Here is a 16,779-nt window from a genome sequence, read left to right on the forward strand (position 1 = left end):
TCCCGCTTCGGCTTCGCCCAGGAAACCAATGATCTGTTCTTCGCTGAAACGCTTCTTCATGTCCAACCTCCTTACCCATAGGATCGGACTCTAAAGTGTAGCGCTACTCAATCTGGGGGTGACGTCGAGTGGATCAGAGTTGTATCGCTCGATAAGCCTTGGTTACTGAAGGCGCTTAGACTTATGGCCACTCATCAGCAGGTGGTTATTAGCAGCGCGGCGGCCTGCGTTGTCTTTAGCCTGGCTGCGTGGCTCTTGCTGCTCTGCCTGTTGCCACGCTTCAACGTACTGGCGGGCTAGGCGCATGGCGTGACCTGGGGCCAGTGTAACCAGCCTCACGCGGATAAAGCGCTTATCCTCAGGCACCAGCGGGCAATGCCGCTCTATCATCGCCAGCCATGGTTCTATGATGGGCGTGACGGTTTGCCGGCGGATTGTGTCGGGCACCTCGCCAACAGGTTCAGGCAGTGCAGGCCAGCAGGCTTTGGCGGCGTCCATAGTGCCCATATCGGTTAGCAGGTGGCGGCACTGCTTACGGGCGCTGGGTAGGTCAGGTGCTACCGTGAACGCATCGTCTAGGACTGCGATAACTTCAGCACGCACAGGGTTAGCCAACAGCATCAGCCTTTCACGCGCCAGCCTCTCAAGATCGTCACCCAGGTCACGACCTATGACCTTCAGCGTGCCTAGCATGGCGTCTACATCGCCAGCACCTCCCCCCCGTTTTTCCTGAAATGCCTTAGTTGTGTCACTGACTTTACTGACAGATTTAGATAAGTCAGTTTTGTCAGTTACACACATAGGGCTTTTCTGGATTGAAGCGGTATCGCTTGCCATTTCGGTGAATGCCCTAGTTGTGTCACTGACTTTTCTGACAGATTCAGATAAGTCAGTTTTGTCAGTTGCACACATAGGGTTTTCTGGATTTTAGATAGCCAACGTCCCATTAGCGCACCTCCCCAACCGGTACCAGTTCTGGGTGCCAGTGGTAATCGGTTCTAGGCTTGGTGGTGGTCGGCACTTCCAGCGCGGTCAGGTGATGGTGTTCCACCAGTACATCAAGCGCATCACGCACGGCCTCTGTGCTGTCCAGTCCTGCCCACTGCTTGCGGCGCACGTTCCGCGAGGTGAACGGGCTTGGCAGCTTATCCCGGCGTTTGACTATCAGCGCAGCCCCTATGGCCCCTCGGTTGGTGGCAGCGCTATACAGGCGCTCTGCATGGGTCTTTAGGTAGTCGGCCCACTCTAAAGCCCGTGCAGCGGCTACTATGCCCACGGCCCCACCTTCCCCTTCTATCAGCTCAAACAGTAGCGCCAGTCCTGCAATGGTCTGGGGCATCTTGAGTAGGTGGCTTTCTAGCGCTGGTGCCAGATCGCTTTCACGGGCTTCAGCGTTGATACCTTCCATCCACTCAATGAATAGCGCCTGTGCCTCTGGGGTGAAGCGCCACGCGGGCGGATCGCCTTCGACATCGGTTTCTAGCGCCAGCCCTTGCAGCCTGAAAAAGGTCTGCTCGTATGCGTGCCGTGCCTGTGGATCCGGGGCACGGTCGCGCCAGCGCCATTGCCTCAGATCGTCGGGCCACACGGCTAGCTGAAGGCGCTGAACCAATCCATCGTTGGCTGTACCATTACTGGCGCTGCGCACGATAGGGGCTATCTTGTCGGGCTGAATGCCGCCAATCATGGATAAGGTGCAGTTCTCTATCTCGATGGTGCCCCGGCCTATGCGGTCATAGGTAAAGCGTCCGTTACCGTCAAAGCACTCGAGGTAAAAGGCGCGGTCGCTTTGGTAGTCATCTTGCGCCAGCTTACCTAACCAGCCCGCTAACTCATCACGCACCAAGATAAGGCCGTTGGGGTTCTCGTTTAGCAGCTCCCCCAGCTTTTCCACGGTGGCGTCATTAACGATAAGGCGCGGCTTGCCTGGGGGCGGTGCTTCGCGCTCGGCCTCTACCAAAACGGCTAGCGCCTCCTCTCGCTTGCCCTGCTGGTGTAGCTTTTTGGCTTTGTCCTCTGTGGCCTTCTTTTCCAGTTCCGACAGCTTTTGCTCTGCCTTGTACTGCTGAAGGGCTTGGCTATGGCTGTCGCTGGCGTCTTGCTGGATACGCACCAGCGGGGCAAGCTCGGCTTTCATGCTGGGGCTTTTCATGGCGCTGGGGCGGCCAATGATCGCGCCCCATTGGTTGGGTGTAACTGTCCAATCATCCCGCTGTTTGGGGCATACCAGCACCTTACGGCCCACCAGCGCAGACAGCGCACAGATTGCCGTTACGGCTACAAAGTCAGGCGGGCACTGTTGGCGGTCGGCTACGTCCATCACATAAGCGCTGATCGCATCAGGCAGCATGTCAGACTGAAACGAGGCCACCGGGGCCAAAGCGCTAGGCAACGATAGCAATGGCTTTGGCGCTCCGGGCTGACGGCTCTGGGCATAATCATCAAGCCAGGTAGCGCCTCTTACTTGTGCGGCCTCATACATGACAACCCACCTCCCTTGCTGCGTTACGCAAACGACCGGCAGCGGTGGCCAGTCGGTCAAGATCCGCGCGCGCCAGCCGTTCACCACGATGGGTGGCTTCCGCCGCCAACAGGGTAATCAGTGCCTCTTGTGCGATGGCGCTTAGCACGTCGCGGGGTACCCAACGTTCACCAGGGCGCTTACTGGCGTGGTAGTCATCCTGGTCACACTGTGGGAACAGGTCTTTCAGCTCTAGACCCACGGCGGCTAATACGTCAGCTGTAGGGCACTCAGCAAAGCACTTCACTAGGATGGTGCCGTCTGGCGTCTCACGTACTGCAAGGCTAGGTGATCGGTCTTGGTGGGCTGGGCAGCACGCCAACCAACGACCGGGCCCATTCTCCTTTACCTTGTCCAAACGAGTCAGCAAGGCGTAAACGTCAGGGCGCGTGCTATGCTCATACTTCGCGTTTACTTTGGTAGGTGGCGCGACAGCCCGGCCATTGCGCTGGGCTGCTTTATTTTGGGCGTTAGCTTGCATCGTTGCCCCCTGACTTATCGGCTTCGGCCACCTTGAGCGTGCCCACCATAAGCCCATCACGCCCCATGCGAAGGTCTGCATCCTCAGCGGTGACGCTCAGCTCACGTGGGCCTTGATCGAGCTGTTTAGCGGTTTCTTTCAGCAGGTGCGCTAGATCGTGAGCATCGTCAGCACACAGCGACAGCACCACACGCTTTGACGCCTGAGTGATTGGGTGCTGGGTAAGGCTCATCACTTCCATTAGCGCGTTGGCCGCATCCGATATGTGTTGGCAAGCGTGGGCATAGTGGGCCACGGCTTCAGCATCTACGCCATCGGCTTCAGCATCTACGCCATCGGCTTCAAGCTCATCGGCTAGGTCGTCCACCTTATCGCCAATGGCTATCAAAGCGCTTACTTGGTCTAGGGTTAGGTGTGTTTGGCGGGTATTCATGCATCACCCCCAGCGCCAGCGGCCTTGCGGGTTTCCTGCTCTTGGGGTGTCGGGAAGTCGCCCTCTTTTGCCCAGCGGTAAATGCTGGCGCGGTGGACTCCATATCGATTAGCCGCTTGTTCAGCGCTTAGGAACTCATTGCCGGGCTTGGCGGATGCTTGGGGTTTCGTTTTCGCTGCCATGTTGCTTTACCTCGTCGTATTGGGTGACGGGGTAAAGCATGGCGAAGTGATAGATTGTAGTAATTGTCAGTTTTAGTCAGTTTCTGACAAGTCGATAGGGGCAAATAACAACTCTTCTTCGTCTGGCGATAGCCTCAACCGTGGAGCATCTGGGAATACCCTCCATGAACATGGATCCATAGCCATTTTCCAATACGTTATTTTTCCATGACTGTCATCTAGCGCTTCACCAAACATCTCTAAAGCCATTGGCATTAGGGCTTCCCTTAGATTAGGGTCGCTTAAAACTTCTTCATAAACTTCACGCGCCACTTTTCCTTCTTCATTGTAAAAGGCTCGGGATACGGTTCTTTCGCCCATGCCTCCAAATTGCTCACCTACAAATTCAAACAAAGCCACGTCTATTGGATATACTTTAGGGTTAACTTTGTTTAATGCGAATACGCATGCAACCGCCATTTGCTTCGCGTCTTTGTTTGAATCTAAGCGCCCAGACGTGATTGGAAGCCCCATGCTTTCACCAATAAAACGACCACGCTTGCTTGACCACTCGTTTACAGCTCTAGCTAAGATTTCTAAATGGCAACTCTCGGGGGGCCACGCGGTTAAAAGCCAGTCCTCCATGGCTCTAAGCGCTTCTATCAATGAGGATACCTCCCCCTCACTATTGGCGTGTTGGTGAAGCATTGTCCCTTCAGGATGACTCTCGTTAAGTCGTTTCTCTCTAAAGCGTCCGACACGAAGTGAAGTTTCTAGCGTGACGCCTTCAACTTCCAGATAACTCAACGCCGCGCGGGCTGCGTCTTGCTTGCTGTAAGTTCGCGGATCTATGCCCTCGCTTACCTGGCTTTCTTTTCCCATGTAATTAGCTAGCCGCTCTAGCACGCTGTCCAAGTCGTCTTGGATCGCCTTTAGTTCACTATCCATCGGTGGCCACCTCTCCTCGGATCGGTGCAACGTTGCCAGCGCCAGCCGGTGCAGGCTTGGTGATGAACACGGCCCACTGATCCATGACGCGGGCACGCTTGGCGTATAGGTCGCTACGGCGGTAAGCCGCCTCTGTGCCGTTGCGGATGCTATGCGCCAGCGCTGCCTCTGCTACTTCGTGAGGCGTGCCGGTGCGCTCTGCCATCCAATCCCTGAACGTTGACCGGAAACCGTGAACCGTTGCCCGGTGATCCTCTTTCATGCGGCGGAGTAAGGCAGTCATGGCTGCATCAGACAGCAGCTTGCCTTGGGGGCTTAGAAAGACGTATTCCCGCGCCTGAGACTGCTCTTTGAGCAAGGCCAATGCTGGCGCGGATAAGGGGACGCGGTGTTCCTTGCCTGCCTTCATGCGGCTGGCGGGTATCGTCCATGTGGCGTTGGCCAGGTCTATTTCATCCCAGCGAGCGCCACGGGTTTCACCAGAACGGCAGCCGGTCAGGATCGTAAACGCCAGGCACTTGGCCGCGTCACCGGTGCGCAGCTCGAGGGATTGCCAGAACGTGGGCATGTTGTCGATCGGCATGGCGCGGTGGTGTTCCACCTTCGCCACTTTGGAAGGGGACGGCAATATGGTGTCGAGGTTGCCTTTCCAGCGAGCTGGGTTATCGCCGCTTCGGTGGCCGTTGACAGTTGCCCAACTCAATACCGCTTCAATGCGCTGCCTGACGCGGGTAGCGGTTTCCGTTTTGGTTTCCCAGATTGGCTGTAGCACTTGCTTGATGTGCACCAGCTCAATATCTGAAACGGCCATCTTGCCAAGTATCGGAAAGGCGTAGGTTTCTAGCGTGGACTGCCACTGCTTGCCGTGTTTGCTGTTGCGGCTCTCTGCCTGCTTAATCTTGATAACAGCCGCGGCGGCATCGGTGAAGGTGATAAGCGCCAGCTCAGCAGCGCGGCGTGATTGTCCAGCGGCTTTGCGCTCGGTAACTGGATCAATGCCAGCATCCAGCTTTTCACGAACTGCACGGGCCTTGTCGCGGGCCTGTGCCAGTGTGACGCCGGGGTAACTCCCCAGCCCCATATCACGGCGCACTTTGAACGCTTTTCCGGATGCAGCTAAGCGTGTCTCACCAGTGGCGTAACGCAGCACCCACGACCGAGTACCCGTTTTGGCGACCTGAAGATAAAGGCCAGGCACTTCACCAGCAGCATAAAGTCCCCGTTGCGTGAGTCGCTTCACTTCCAGCGCTGTTAATGGCTTCGTCTGTCTTGGCATAACGGGCTCCTAACTCTTTACCCAACATCCCACCCAACATAGATTCTGCGCTTGTGTGCGATGGCGTGCAACCCGATAAAACACTATGCGAACGTAAGCTATTGATTATGCGGAGTACAGACGAAAAAAAGCCCGCGATTAGCGGGCCTTTTGAAGCGTTGTGGCGGAGGGACAGGGATTCGAACCCTGGATAGGCTATTCACCTATGCCGGTTTTCAAGACCTACTCTTTAAGGAAGATAGCTCCCTAACCCGCTGAATTTAAAACATAAACACGCTGGGCGCAGTGTGCACATATTAATCGATTTTCTCAAAATTAGGCAGCTAGACACATTAATATGCAGGTCTGTGGCACATTCTGGACACACCGTCTTCCAACACCAATTGATGCAACAACCTGAAAATTCATATTGTCATATCCACTGAATCGAGAATGATTCTTAAAACTAAAACATGAGGAGAAACAAATGACAGATTTTAATGGTATTCCAGGTAGTGGCCAATTTGACGTATGTCGTTTTGAAAGACCTAAAAAAGATGAATACACACCATCATTCAAACCCGATGAAGGTGCTGACACCTCGCTAATTAAGCCAAAATATACCTATCTAATGACCGCACCGGTATATGAAAATGATGAATATTTGGGCATAGGTAAAGGCACTGCACAATTTACTGGAATCATTGAAGATGACGGTTCTTGGCAGATGTTCCCACAAGGAGAGCTGGAGATTTCTCATCACTAATTCGCCTTTAGGGCTGGCCTTGGTCAGCCCTACTCCTTGCAACCCCATTCAACAGGTTACACGTTAGTTTTCAGCTGAATAGCTCCGTCTCTCGCATGGGATTATGAGTGCAAAGCAGCATCAACCACGGTCGCGCCTGCCATGCGGCCTCCCGCCTAAACCGCACGTCTCCTACCTTCCTATGCTTACATTCCTTATATTGGTTGCAGTGAGTCAGCAACCAAACCGCAACCACGCATTGAGAGGATTCTGCTTTGATCGAATGGGCTTTTGGAGCAATGGGAACTGGTATCGGCTTATTGCTAGGTACTTGGTTGGCAATAGGCAAAGACATGGTCGCTCAAAGAAACAAAGCAAGAGAGAGCATATGGACTGAAATTCAAAAGCGCATTATGCCTCACCCTCAAATGTTAACCTCTTATCAAGCAGTTGTTAGCGAGAGAGAATGGGCGAGATTTAATGCATCCGCACGCGAAATATCACGAATCAAAGGCCTTGAAGAGCTTGGTAACTATGATCCATCGACAGGCTCTTACCCAGTGCTACGCGAATTAACAGACGCAGAACTTAAAGCCATAGATCGCCACTGGGAACGCCTAAGTGTCATTACTAAACCTCGATGGCCTATTTTTAGCCGCAGCGGATTTTGAACCCGCGCAGCCTGTTTTCAAAAGCCGCGCTTGCACAAGGCTTTTCAGCAAAAACAGTACGTTACCTTTTTACCATGCTTACACACAGCGCATTGGTCGCGCTCAGTCTGCGACCAAACTGCGACCAAAGCGCTTCACGGCCCACGATTACCCAGGCGTCGCATCATCATACTGATACAGCCGTTCATCGTACCCCTCCGCTTCCACCGTTACGGCGCTCATCCCGCTGGGCGAGATGGATTTGATGATGACGCGCTCGACATGGCCAAACAGCAAATGCGGCGGCTCTTTCGTGGGGTCTACCTCCGGCACCGGGTCGCTGCCCATCGCGGCAATGACGTGATAGTCACTCTCGCCCCTGGTCGCGCTGTACGGCCCGTGTGATTTGCCGTCGGGGTCGCGCCAGTACACGACTTGCTGCTCGATCTCCTGCCATTTGAGCGGTTCGTTGCACAGCAGGTGCACGCCCTCGCTGTTCACCACCACCTGCTCGATGAGCGCGGATTGTGCGCGGCTGGGGATCGGGCCGACCACGGGGCAGTAGCTGCCCATGCGGCTGTTGAGCGCGTCGGTCGCGGTGCCCCATGAGTACCCCTTGCGAATATGGCGGTGCCACATCAGGCGGCGCATTCCATGGCGCCAGGCTCGGGTGCGGTCGGTGACGCCCTCTACACGGATCGTCTCGACGCGCTCCGGCGGGGCGGAGGAGAGACGGCATTCGACGGTTTCGACCGTACCGGTGGCAGCGCTCTGGTACTCCACATCAACGCCGTCGTAATCGTCGGGCCGGATCGTCCGAACGGATTTTGTCAGCAGCGCATCGGCGCGCATGTTCTGCGGGCTGTACATCTGCTCCAGTTGGGTGCGTGGCTCGTCGCGCACGGGCACCAGCACTTCGTCCCAGGTCAGCTCGGCAAAGCCTGCTTGCAAGGCGCGTTGCAGGACGGCTTTCACCGTGTCGTCGCTATCGTGGTTGTAATCGAACGTGTCGCCACGGGCCGTCCAGGTTTCGTGCAGGCGCTGCAGCTCGTCCATGTCGATGTCGTCGTCGGTGATGCCCACCTGGTTAGCCGCGTTGCGCACCCAATCCGCGATGGCCCGTGTGGGTTGGGTTGGCCCCTCCATCGTCGGCAGAATCGCCGTGGGCACGCAGGTGATGCGGTTCTCGCTGCGGGCCGAGAGTGCGTCACTGCCAATGATCGTCATGGCCAGCACCGTGATGTCGGCGTAGCTGCTGGGGTATTCCGAGAGCCGAGAGCTTAGCTGGGTCCAGTGCAGCTCTTCGAAGGCGCGCACGTCGGTATTTTCGGGGTTCATCCGTCGTAGGCGGGCCTCAACCGCCATGGGGTTTGGCAGGTCAACGCCCACGGTGAAGCCCAACTGGTCGCGGGTCTGGCCGCCTATCACCTGCTGCTGGAAATTCCAGGTCTCGGTGCCGATCTCACGCCACTGCAGCTCCACCTGCTGCTCGCTGTAATCCACCCCGCCATCGTCTCGGCCATAACCGAACCCACGCGGTGCGATGATGGTGGCCTCGATGCGGTCTACCAGGGTGCCGGCCTTTTGGGCTTGGAATGGCCCCAGCCACTGGCCCTCTGAATAGATACTGTCTACGACTACGCGCCAGTTGCGGTGATAGCGCGTCGCGCTCCAGCCCAACCAGGCCGTGTCGGGGCTGCCGTTCGCCAGCAATTTTTCAACCGTGATCGACTGGCCAGACATGCCGATGATGCGGTATCGAGCGCCCAGGCGGTCTACGGTCACCTGGTACGTTCCTGCCGTCGGCCCCGTCACAGGCGAGAGGTCGGGGTAGCTGAGCGTCAGCTGCGTGGACGTGACGCTGTGCACGACGTACTCGCCTTCGATGCCGCTGTCGCTCATGACGATGCTGTCACCCACAGCCAGCCCCAGGTCAGCAAACTGGCCCGTGAAGACGGCTCTCACATCCGGCGCAGTGGGTGCCGAGGCCACCACCTGCCGCTGAATCAGGATGTTGAGCAATACGCCGACGTCCCAGTCGCTAGGGATTTCAGCAGGCGCGAGCACAGTGATCTCGCTGGCGTCCACGTCGATGTATGACGCCGTCAAACGGTCGGTGATGTTGTTGATGCTCTGGAGCTTGAGCCCTGCCTGCCCGTTGCCTGCCGCGCCCACCTCGGGCGCGACGTACCAGATTTGGCTTGCTGAGTGGCCGGTGATGTTCTCTCCAGGGCCGAACGCCTGCCAGTTGATGTCATCGCCGAACGCCGTGATCGGGGTTTCCCCGACGCGTATCTGCGACGCGGGCAGCAGGTAGGGGCCCCAGCCCACGCACAGCAGAATATCCACGGCCTTGACGCGGGGGTCCAGAAAATAGGAGCGCGGCGGGGCCAGGTAGTAGGGTGCGATTTTGGTTTGCCCTGCCACCTGATTGATAACGCCGTTGAGCTTGGGCCGATTGACGGTCACGCTGGGATCGTTCAACTGCGCGCCCTGCTCGATGTTGCCGTTCGCGTTGAGCGTGGGGATGTCGGGCATCAGCCAGCTGAACACCGAGCTGAACAGGTCAACGACGGCATTGAACACGCTGCTGATCGCCCGACGCTGTGGATTGATGTAGAGATGCACGACGGCATCGCCGCCGAGCGATACCGCGCCGTATTGCTCCGGCGGCACCACCTGCCCCCGCGCCGTCTCTAACTCCACCTCCCACGGGTTGTGCTGGGGGTTGTCGGCGTAGCTGGGCACATTGGCCAGCAGCCACTCCAGCAGGGTGCCCTCGGCCACCTGGTGCATTTCCAGGGGCAGCGTGGCCCCACGCGCATCACTGCGCAGCAGCGAGGGGTACACCCGAATCTCACTCATGTATAGAACTCCACGCGGGAAAAATCGCGGCAGAATTGCCGTAGCGGCTGCCACCGAACGTGTTGATCGACGGTGCACTCCAGCGCGCCCAGACGGCCACCCACGGCCACCAGCACTGCACAGTGCAGCGCCAGGGCACCGGTGTAGCACAGTGCCATGGCCCCCGCCTGCGCCTCGCAGGGCTGTAGGCCATCGCGCACCTCAACCAGCGAGCGAGACACACGGCGGGCATCCGTGGTGGCCACACCCGCATAGCACGGCAGCGTCGCCAGGCCGAACTGCTCAGCCCGCACGGCGCGCACCAGGCCGTAGCAATCGAACCGCCGAACGCCGCCCACGCACTCGCCACGCCCGCCGTCGTGGTAGCGGGCATCTCGGTAGTGATCGAGCATGAACACCTCAGAACAGGGCGACGCCTGGGTAATCGTGGGCCGTGAAGCGCCCTTGCAGGAAACGACGGGATAGAATGTCGCGGTAGGTGCAGGGCACCTGCAGCGTTCCATCCGGCAGGAATTCCGGCGAATCTACCGTCATGACCTTGGGCCGCTGGGCGGGGGCGCTCAGGTCGTTCGAGGCGTACATGCGCAGCGTCAGCGTGATGATCTCCCCCGCCTCGACTGCCGCCTCGACCAGTTCCTCGGCATCGGCAGTGACGCCGCCGATAGCAAACACCAGCCGCTGCTGGCCGCTGTCGTTACGCGCAGGCAGGGCAATATCGAGGCCGGAGCCCACATAGGTGGCCTGCTGGCCACCCTCGTGGGTTACGGTTATATCGTCCCAGCCGGGGCAATAGCGTATCGCATCGGGCCACGCGGGGCATGTAAGTTCAAGGCAAGGGATGCGGTAGATCGTGGGGTCGTGGCCGCTGTGGATTTGGGAGAGGATGGTCATAGCTGCCTCAGGGTATATTGATACCGCGACGTGCAAGATCGGAACGAACCGCGCTGAACTGCTGAGCAAGATCATCTAGGCTTAACATCGAGTTCCATTGAGCGGCGTAAGCAACATCTCCATTGAACGCGTAGCTAGGCGCTCCAGGCACTCGACCGATGCGAGTTGTTTTTTCAGAAGGCACAAAAGCTTCATTTGATGGGTGTTGCTCTGAGCGGAAATTGTCTGTACTCCCAACAAAGAAGCGCTGGGTGCGGCTGGCAACATCATATTGATGCGCAAACAACAGCCATTGGCCAGGTGTATAACTGACGCCAGGGATGCTGAGACCAAAGTTGCGGTGTGTCGAAGGGCTGCCTGGCTGGACAACCGCTATCGCACAAGAAAGCGCAGGATTTCCACTGGACAATGCGAACCAAACATTGGTGCCAACTCGAAAATTGATAGCGCTATTAAGCTCAAATGTTCCGATCGGGACGCCAGCGCCTGGAATGCTTGGACGGACAACACCCAAAATAGTAAACGACCCCTCTGTTAAAACGCCTGTATCTGCATACTGCGAGGAATCACCGCTAAACAGCAGTCCGTTGGTGTCGGGAGAAATACCACCAAATAGCGCTGCATTATTGCCAGCAGGGCTGCTGTCTTCCAGCGCGACTGCCCCCACAGGGAGCATGCGATACCGGTACTGCACACCTGGCACCAATGGGGTCAGAATAGGCAATGCTGGGTTAGTAACACTCACACCTGTCAGTTGAAAGGCGGCTGTTTTAAGCATGATCGACTCCTTTGTCGAAGTGAATAAGCCAATTGTAGAGCGGGTAAGGGTTTCCAATTGCGTCTGTGAAATGACTCACAGTTGAATCGGAGTCACGCAAGCAGCCTCTTGCGCCAGTAGTCGGGCCAGCCGAATTACCGGGGATGCCTGAATAAGCATATTTAACCCGCACATCACCCACGGGCTCGTTAACGGTGAGGATGCGGATGCGATCGTCGATAAGTTGAATATCTGAAATACCGATACGGCCGGTTTGGTCCCACACTTCAAACCCGTAATCACCAGGATCTGTCACCATCTCGGTATCCAGCACCAGAGGTGCCTCGGGAATCCAGAACTCCACTTGAATGATTCGACCCTGCCGAGTGATTCGACGCGGTGATAGTGGGCGCCAGACCTCCTGTAAACGTTGGCTATTAGCCACTGTGATGTTGGCGAGCACTTTCCCGATGAGCGCGCCCATCCAGCGATACCCATGGTTCGTAAGGTGCACACCGCCGAAAGTTTCTAAGTGGTAGATAGGAGTGGCAATCACAATGTCGCCGTCTTGTTCGGCTGCCAGTTGCTGCCCAATCGACGCACGCACATGGCTTTCGCCGTAATACGTAGCCCCTGCTGTTTGGTACGTCACCAGAGGAATACGGGCAGCCTGTGAGGCAATCGCTCTCACGTCCGTATTCCACTGTTGCTTCAACTCGATCAGCAGGCGCGCATAATCTTCAGGGGCTAGATGGGAGGCGTCGTCACTTTCCCCTTGAATCCATACCAGTGGATAAGCCCCATACACTCTCGCTTCCGCTTGAGTGATCGCCAGGGCCGCTTTTGCCTGCGCAATGCCAGCTTTGTATGGGTAGTACGTTCGTTCTCCGGTAGGCCGATAACGCACACCGTCCCGTAGCAGAGTCTCGATGCGAGAACCGCCCACGCCATTGGAGCTAATCAGGGATGTCCGGCCGGTCATTAAAGACAATTGGGCAGCAAGGCCACTGGCGGGCGTTTCTCGGTCCACTTCCTGCAGTGGAACCAATGAATCTAACTGACCGTTTTCGGGATAGTTGGGCTCATTCTCCATCAGCTCTTCCTGGCGAATACCTGAGACAAACATCTGATTGCCAAAAGGATCGACAGGGCTTAATGCAGGCGAGCCAGACTGCCCATTTGAAAGTGATTGACCAGAAATTGTGATGTGGAGACAGTCAGCCACGGGGGGCAAATAGAGTACGGGTTCGCTCACGCTTGGTGGCTCAGAGACACCTGGTAGGTACAGCACGCCATCATGTTTGATGCCACACAGCACAGATCCATAGCTGTCTGCAATTGCTAGTGCAAACTGCTCGTCGGCATATAGCCACGGTGCAACACCCGTCCGAACTTGTGACTCAGTAAATAACGTTCCATTGCGGCGCACTCCCCAGACGACACCGCCCATGTCATCGCTGATCGCTAAGGCAAAATTCTCATCGGATGAAAAATTGAGCTCGATACCCGCATTGCCCATGTAATTCACTAACAACTGGGTAATGTCAGCCACTAGCGAGCCATCCGACTCCTTAACGCCAATCAGTATCTGCCCCAGCGCGTCTAACACAATGGCTCGAATGCCGCTCTCGTCTTCATCGACCTCTTTTAATACGCGATCAAAATACGCTGACGACAGAATTTCAAAGCGTTTAACCGCCTCACCCGAAACGTTCTCGTACCGAACAATCAACTCCCCTTCTGCCACGTTGAACTGAGGGTTTCCACTAGCTAAACCATCTGCCAGCGTCTCGTAGGTTTCTGCGGCAATGAACGCCGAGTCTCTAGCTGATTTGGCCTCAGCTGCTGACTCGGCAGCCCTATGAGCCAGTCCTGTAGGGTCAATAGCCGATTTTAGTGTGGGGCGCTCTACACCGAATCTATCCCTCCATGTTGCGCTCTGGCTATTCATCGTCTGATCGAGGTTCTTGGTGTTATCCGACCTGTCGCGGGGGTCGTCGCTGTCGATGGGGTTTCCGGTGTTAAAACGGCTCATGCGTATCTCCAGGCATAAAAAAACCGCCTCGGTGGGCGGGTGTTTAATCGGGTCTGCGGTCAGTCGCTGGGCGGCCAATCTCGGTTCATGTTGCGGTCGAAGATGCTGCTGTAGAGGACCTCGTCGGGGAACTGGGCCTCTTCGGCGCTGATGATGGGCGGGCGGTTCATCTGCAGCTGCGCGGTGAACTCCCAGAGTCGCCCGTTGCCGCCGCGCGAGTTGGCCAGCGGCGTGGGGCCGGTGTACAGCTCGGCGAACTCCACTTCGTCATACTGCTGGATGCCCAGGGGCGTCAGCAGCAGCATGCTGAACGTGAGCACGCCGCTGTTCAGGGTGCGCCAGTAGAACCCTTCGAACACCTGGGCCTGGCTCGGCCGTATGCGGAACTTGGCAGTGATGCGCGTGGGGCCCGGGGCGTGCAGGATCTCCTTACGGGCGTGGCCATTGCCCAGCGCGGTGCGCAGCACGTTATCGGTGTGCTGGAGGCCGTAATCGGCCCGCAGGGGCATAGGCAGGCCGCTGGGGTAGCTGATCGTCATTAGGTCGCCCTGGTGTTGAGTCCGTATTTGCTGGCCAGCGCTTTGTGCGCCTTGCCGTCGCCCATGATGTTGGCGACGAACACGTCGATAATGCGCTCGCCGTCTGGGCCGTTGCGTTCTTCGACCTGGCCAGCCCGGCGGGGGTTTTCGTAGAGGTTCACACTCACGCCACCCGAGGATTCTCCCGGGCGGTTGAGCTGCTGTTCTACCCGCGCCAGCAGGGCATCGGTATTGTCGAGCGCGGCATCCATGCGGGCGCTGGTTTCGGGGGTAGTCACCCGCTCGCCTTTTCGCAGGTTCCAGGTGCCGCTTTCGGGCACCGACATGATGCCGTCGTGGGCCTGCCCCACTAGCTGGGTGCCGGAGATATTGGAGACCAGACCCGCCGTGGCGGAGGCCACCGAGGCAATCGCAGCCAAGTTGGCGGGCCATGGGTTTGCAGCCGCCATGGCCATGCCGGTGTTGATGGCCACGATAGACTGGGCCATGCCCGCCGCTTTCTGCACGGCGAACATGGCGCGGTAGATGCCGCTCTGCTCGCCTGCAAACGTGCGGGTAATATCCGTGAGGTCGGAAAACACCGATTCAGCGGCGGCCAGCTGGGCGATCTGACGGGCATGCTCGATGCGCGCCAGCTCGGCCTGGTGTCGCTCCTGCAACTCGCGCTCCTGGGCGTCCCATTGCTCGTTGAGGTCGGCCCGCTCCTGGCGATACTGCGCCAGCATGCCGAGCTGGGCGTCGTACCACTCTTGCAACTGCTCTTCGGCCTCGCCGATGCGCGCCAGCTCGCTGAACGGCCCGCCCACCACCGGGCTTAGGCCGCCGAAGCTGGGCTCGTTATCAAACGATGCCGCCGCAATCCGCGCGGCAACATCGGCATACTCTTCGCTGGAGACATTGACAGCATCCAGCACCGCCAGGCGCTCGCGCATCTGATCGGTCAGGCGCTCTTCGTTGGTGCGCAGGTCCAGCAGCAGGTTCTGGTAGGCCTGGGCGGCTTCTTCCTGCGATTCGTAAGCGCTGATGGCCTCCAGCGCGGCACGGGCGGCGGCGAGCTGGGAGTCGGTGGCGCCGTCTTGCGCCAGCTCGAACAGGCGCACGGCCTCTTGTGTCATGCCCAGGGTGGCCGCCTGACGCTCGAGCGCGGCCACCTGATTGGCAATGGCATCGACGGCGCTGCGGGCCGAGCTGCTGCTGGGGGCAGTGTCGCCGATGTCGCCGCCGTCACCGCCGATGAACTGCCCGGGATCATTACTGATGCCCGCCGCCAACTCGTCAGCAGCGGCCCGAGCCTGCGCGATAAATGCGTTTAGCCGCTCAGAGGGTGCAGTACCTGCCGCCAGCTCGTTCAGTTCTGCTCGGGCGTTTCGAATAGCGCGCTCCAGCGTCTCTACCTGGTCACGCATGCCGTAAACCAAGTCGGGCTGGTTGGCAAAATCGATGTCGATGCCCGGGATACGATTGAGAGTGCCAATCAGGTTGTTCAGGGCGTTAACCGGCCCCTCGACAATCGCTGTGGCCGCCGAGGCCATCGAGCGCACTACCACCAGCAAAAACTCCCGGGTCGTAATGCCAGCGGTTTGAATGGCATTATCGATCTGCCATACGGCATCGAGGAACGTGCCGAGGTAGATGATCGACGTATCGACGCCCTGCTGCACGGCGGACTGCATGCCACCGACAGAGCGAGCAGCGTCATTGAAGTAGTTGGCCACCTCAAGAACGATAGGGGCCAGCTCGACAGCCAAGGCGTTTCGGGTCGATTCTACCAGGCGGCCGCTTCGACTTAGCGCATCGTTGGCGGCCTCGATGGCAGCAGCATCCACCATGGAAACGGATAGCCCGAAATCATCTACCTCTTGGCGGGCGGCACGAATAGCATCGCCTCCGCGCATGAACATCTCCGTGGCCCCGCGCTGTTCGAAACCGAGCTGCTGCAGGTGGCGCGCGGCCTCTTGAGACGATACGCCAGAATCGCGGATGCGGTCGGCCACGTAGGCCAGCCGCTCGTCCACATCCATGTCACGCATCTCCTGCAGGTTGAGCTTCAGGCGCTCTACCGTGCGCAGCGCAGGCCCGCCGTTCATTTCTACCGCACCCAGGCGGCGGTTCATGCGGTTGAGCGAGCCCTCCAGCCCGTCAATACCCGAGTCTGATGCCGCAATGTTGAGGGTGCGCAACCCATCAATTGTGCCATCGAGAGATCTGGCGAGCTTGGCCTGAGCGTCAATCGCCGTCATTCCCTCACGGGTCATGGCTGCAATGCCGCCCGCCGCTGCACCCGCCGCTGCACCCGCCGCTGCCACCCCCACCGCTATTTTCTTGAAGTCATTCACCATGGAATTGGTGGTGCGTCTTGTGCGGCGCTGCGCCTGGTCCATCGGTCCCAGGAAATTCCCCGTTTTCAGCACCATGTCCAGCGTTAGACTGCCAAGCGATCTGACGGACATACAAACTCCAGGCGTAAAAAAACCCGCCGAAGCGGGTTTTATGGTTTT

16 protein-coding genes are annotated in these 16,779 nt (G+C 57.9%); 2 read left to right on the top strand and 14 right to left on the bottom strand.

Annotation, left to right across the window (positions count from 1 at the left end; genetic code table 11):
* Positions 1-162: 162 nt before the first annotated feature.
* The 7 genes from HP566_RS04445 to HP566_RS04475 all read right to left on the bottom strand — a co-directional run bounded on the left by HP566_RS04445 (position 163) and on the right by HP566_RS04475 (position 5,820).
* Positions 163-801: a hypothetical protein gene (locus tag HP566_RS04445; protein ID WP_249976054.1), complete on the bottom strand. Its 639-nt coding sequence runs from the start codon at positions 799-801 to the stop codon at positions 163-165.
* Positions 802-946: 145 nt separating this feature from the next.
* Positions 947-2,482, bottom strand: coding sequence for a YfjI family protein (locus HP566_RS04450; RefSeq protein WP_249976055.1), 1,536 nt, complete (start codon positions 2,480-2,482; stop codon positions 947-949).
* Positions 2,475-3,002 carry a hypothetical protein gene (locus HP566_RS04455; protein ID WP_249976056.1) on the bottom strand — a complete coding sequence of 176 codons (528 nt, stop codon included), beginning with the start codon at positions 3,000-3,002 and terminating at the stop codon, positions 2,475-2,477. Before HP566_RS04455 ends, HP566_RS04450 begins: the two co-directional genes overlap by 8 nt.
* Entirely contained in the window at positions 2,992-3,435 is a 444-nt protein-coding gene (locus HP566_RS04460; protein ID WP_249976057.1) for a hypothetical protein, read from the bottom strand. The genes HP566_RS04455 and HP566_RS04460 overlap by 11 nt, the downstream gene beginning before the upstream one ends.
* A complete protein-coding gene (locus HP566_RS04465; RefSeq protein WP_249976058.1) occupies positions 3,432-3,617 on the bottom strand; it encodes a helix-turn-helix transcriptional regulator in 186 nt (61 codons plus the stop codon). The genes HP566_RS04460 and HP566_RS04465 overlap by 4 nt, the downstream gene beginning before the upstream one ends.
* A 72-nt stretch (positions 3,618-3,689) precedes the next feature.
* A complete protein-coding gene (locus HP566_RS04470; RefSeq protein WP_249976059.1) occupies positions 3,690-4,544 on the bottom strand; it encodes a hypothetical protein in 855 nt (284 codons plus the stop codon).
* Positions 4,537-5,820: a tyrosine-type recombinase/integrase gene (locus tag HP566_RS04475; protein ID WP_249976060.1), complete on the bottom strand. Its 1,284-nt coding sequence runs from the start codon at positions 5,818-5,820 to the stop codon at positions 4,537-4,539. Before HP566_RS04475 ends, HP566_RS04470 begins: the two co-directional genes overlap by 8 nt.
* 466 nt (positions 5,821-6,286) lie before the next feature.
* Between HP566_RS04475 and HP566_RS04480 the strand changes: the two genes are divergently transcribed.
* Together HP566_RS04480 and HP566_RS04485 are read left to right on the top strand one after the other, a co-directional pair.
* Positions 6,287-6,565 carry a hypothetical protein gene (locus tag HP566_RS04480; RefSeq protein ID WP_249976061.1) on the top strand — a complete coding sequence of 93 codons (279 nt, stop codon included), beginning with the start codon at positions 6,287-6,289 and terminating at the stop codon, positions 6,563-6,565.
* Between the two features lie 254 nt (positions 6,566-6,819).
* Positions 6,820-7,215, top strand: coding sequence for a hypothetical protein (locus tag HP566_RS04485; protein WP_249976062.1), 396 nt, complete (start codon positions 6,820-6,822; stop codon positions 7,213-7,215).
* 147 nt (positions 7,216-7,362) lie between these two features.
* Here the strand turns inward: HP566_RS04485 and HP566_RS04490 are convergent, their stop codons facing one another.
* The 7 genes from HP566_RS04490 to HP566_RS04520 are packed head-to-tail and all read right to left on the bottom strand — an operon-like array spanning position 7,363 to position 16,731.
* Complete coding sequence (locus tag HP566_RS04490; protein WP_249976063.1) at positions 7,363-10,059, bottom strand: host specificity factor TipJ family phage tail protein; 2,697 nt, start codon at positions 10,057-10,059, stop codon at positions 7,363-7,365.
* Positions 10,056-10,562 (bottom strand): hypothetical protein, encoded by a 507-nt coding sequence (locus HP566_RS04495; protein ID WP_249976064.1) that lies wholly within the window; start codon positions 10,560-10,562, stop codon positions 10,056-10,058. Before HP566_RS04495 ends, HP566_RS04490 begins: the two co-directional genes overlap by 4 nt.
* Positions 10,459-10,950 (bottom strand): DUF1833 family protein, encoded by a 492-nt coding sequence (locus HP566_RS04500; RefSeq protein ID WP_249976065.1) that lies wholly within the window; start codon positions 10,948-10,950, stop codon positions 10,459-10,461. Before HP566_RS04500 ends, HP566_RS04495 begins: the two co-directional genes overlap by 104 nt.
* Before the next feature lie 7 nt (positions 10,951-10,957).
* Positions 10,958-11,728 carry a hypothetical protein gene (locus tag HP566_RS04505; RefSeq protein ID WP_249976066.1) on the bottom strand — a complete coding sequence of 257 codons (771 nt, stop codon included), beginning with the start codon at positions 11,726-11,728 and terminating at the stop codon, positions 10,958-10,960.
* Entirely contained in the window at positions 11,721-13,742 is a 2,022-nt protein-coding gene (locus tag HP566_RS04510) for a hypothetical protein (protein WP_249976067.1), read from the bottom strand. Before HP566_RS04510 ends, HP566_RS04505 begins: the two co-directional genes overlap by 8 nt.
* A 59-nt stretch (positions 13,743-13,801) precedes the next feature.
* Entirely contained in the window at positions 13,802-14,281 is a 480-nt protein-coding gene (locus tag HP566_RS04515) for a hypothetical protein (protein ID WP_249976068.1), read from the bottom strand.
* Positions 14,281-16,731, bottom strand: a complete 2,451-nt coding sequence (locus HP566_RS04520; protein WP_249976069.1) for a hypothetical protein — start codon at positions 16,729-16,731, stop codon at positions 14,281-14,283. Before HP566_RS04520 ends, HP566_RS04515 begins: the two co-directional genes overlap by 1 nt.
* Positions 16,732-16,779 lie beyond the last annotated feature (48 nt).

Source organism: Vreelandella olivaria, assembly GCF_023507745.1.
In the GTDB taxonomy this organism is placed as follows: domain Bacteria; phylum Pseudomonadota; class Gammaproteobacteria; order Pseudomonadales; family Halomonadaceae; genus Vreelandella; species Vreelandella olivaria_A.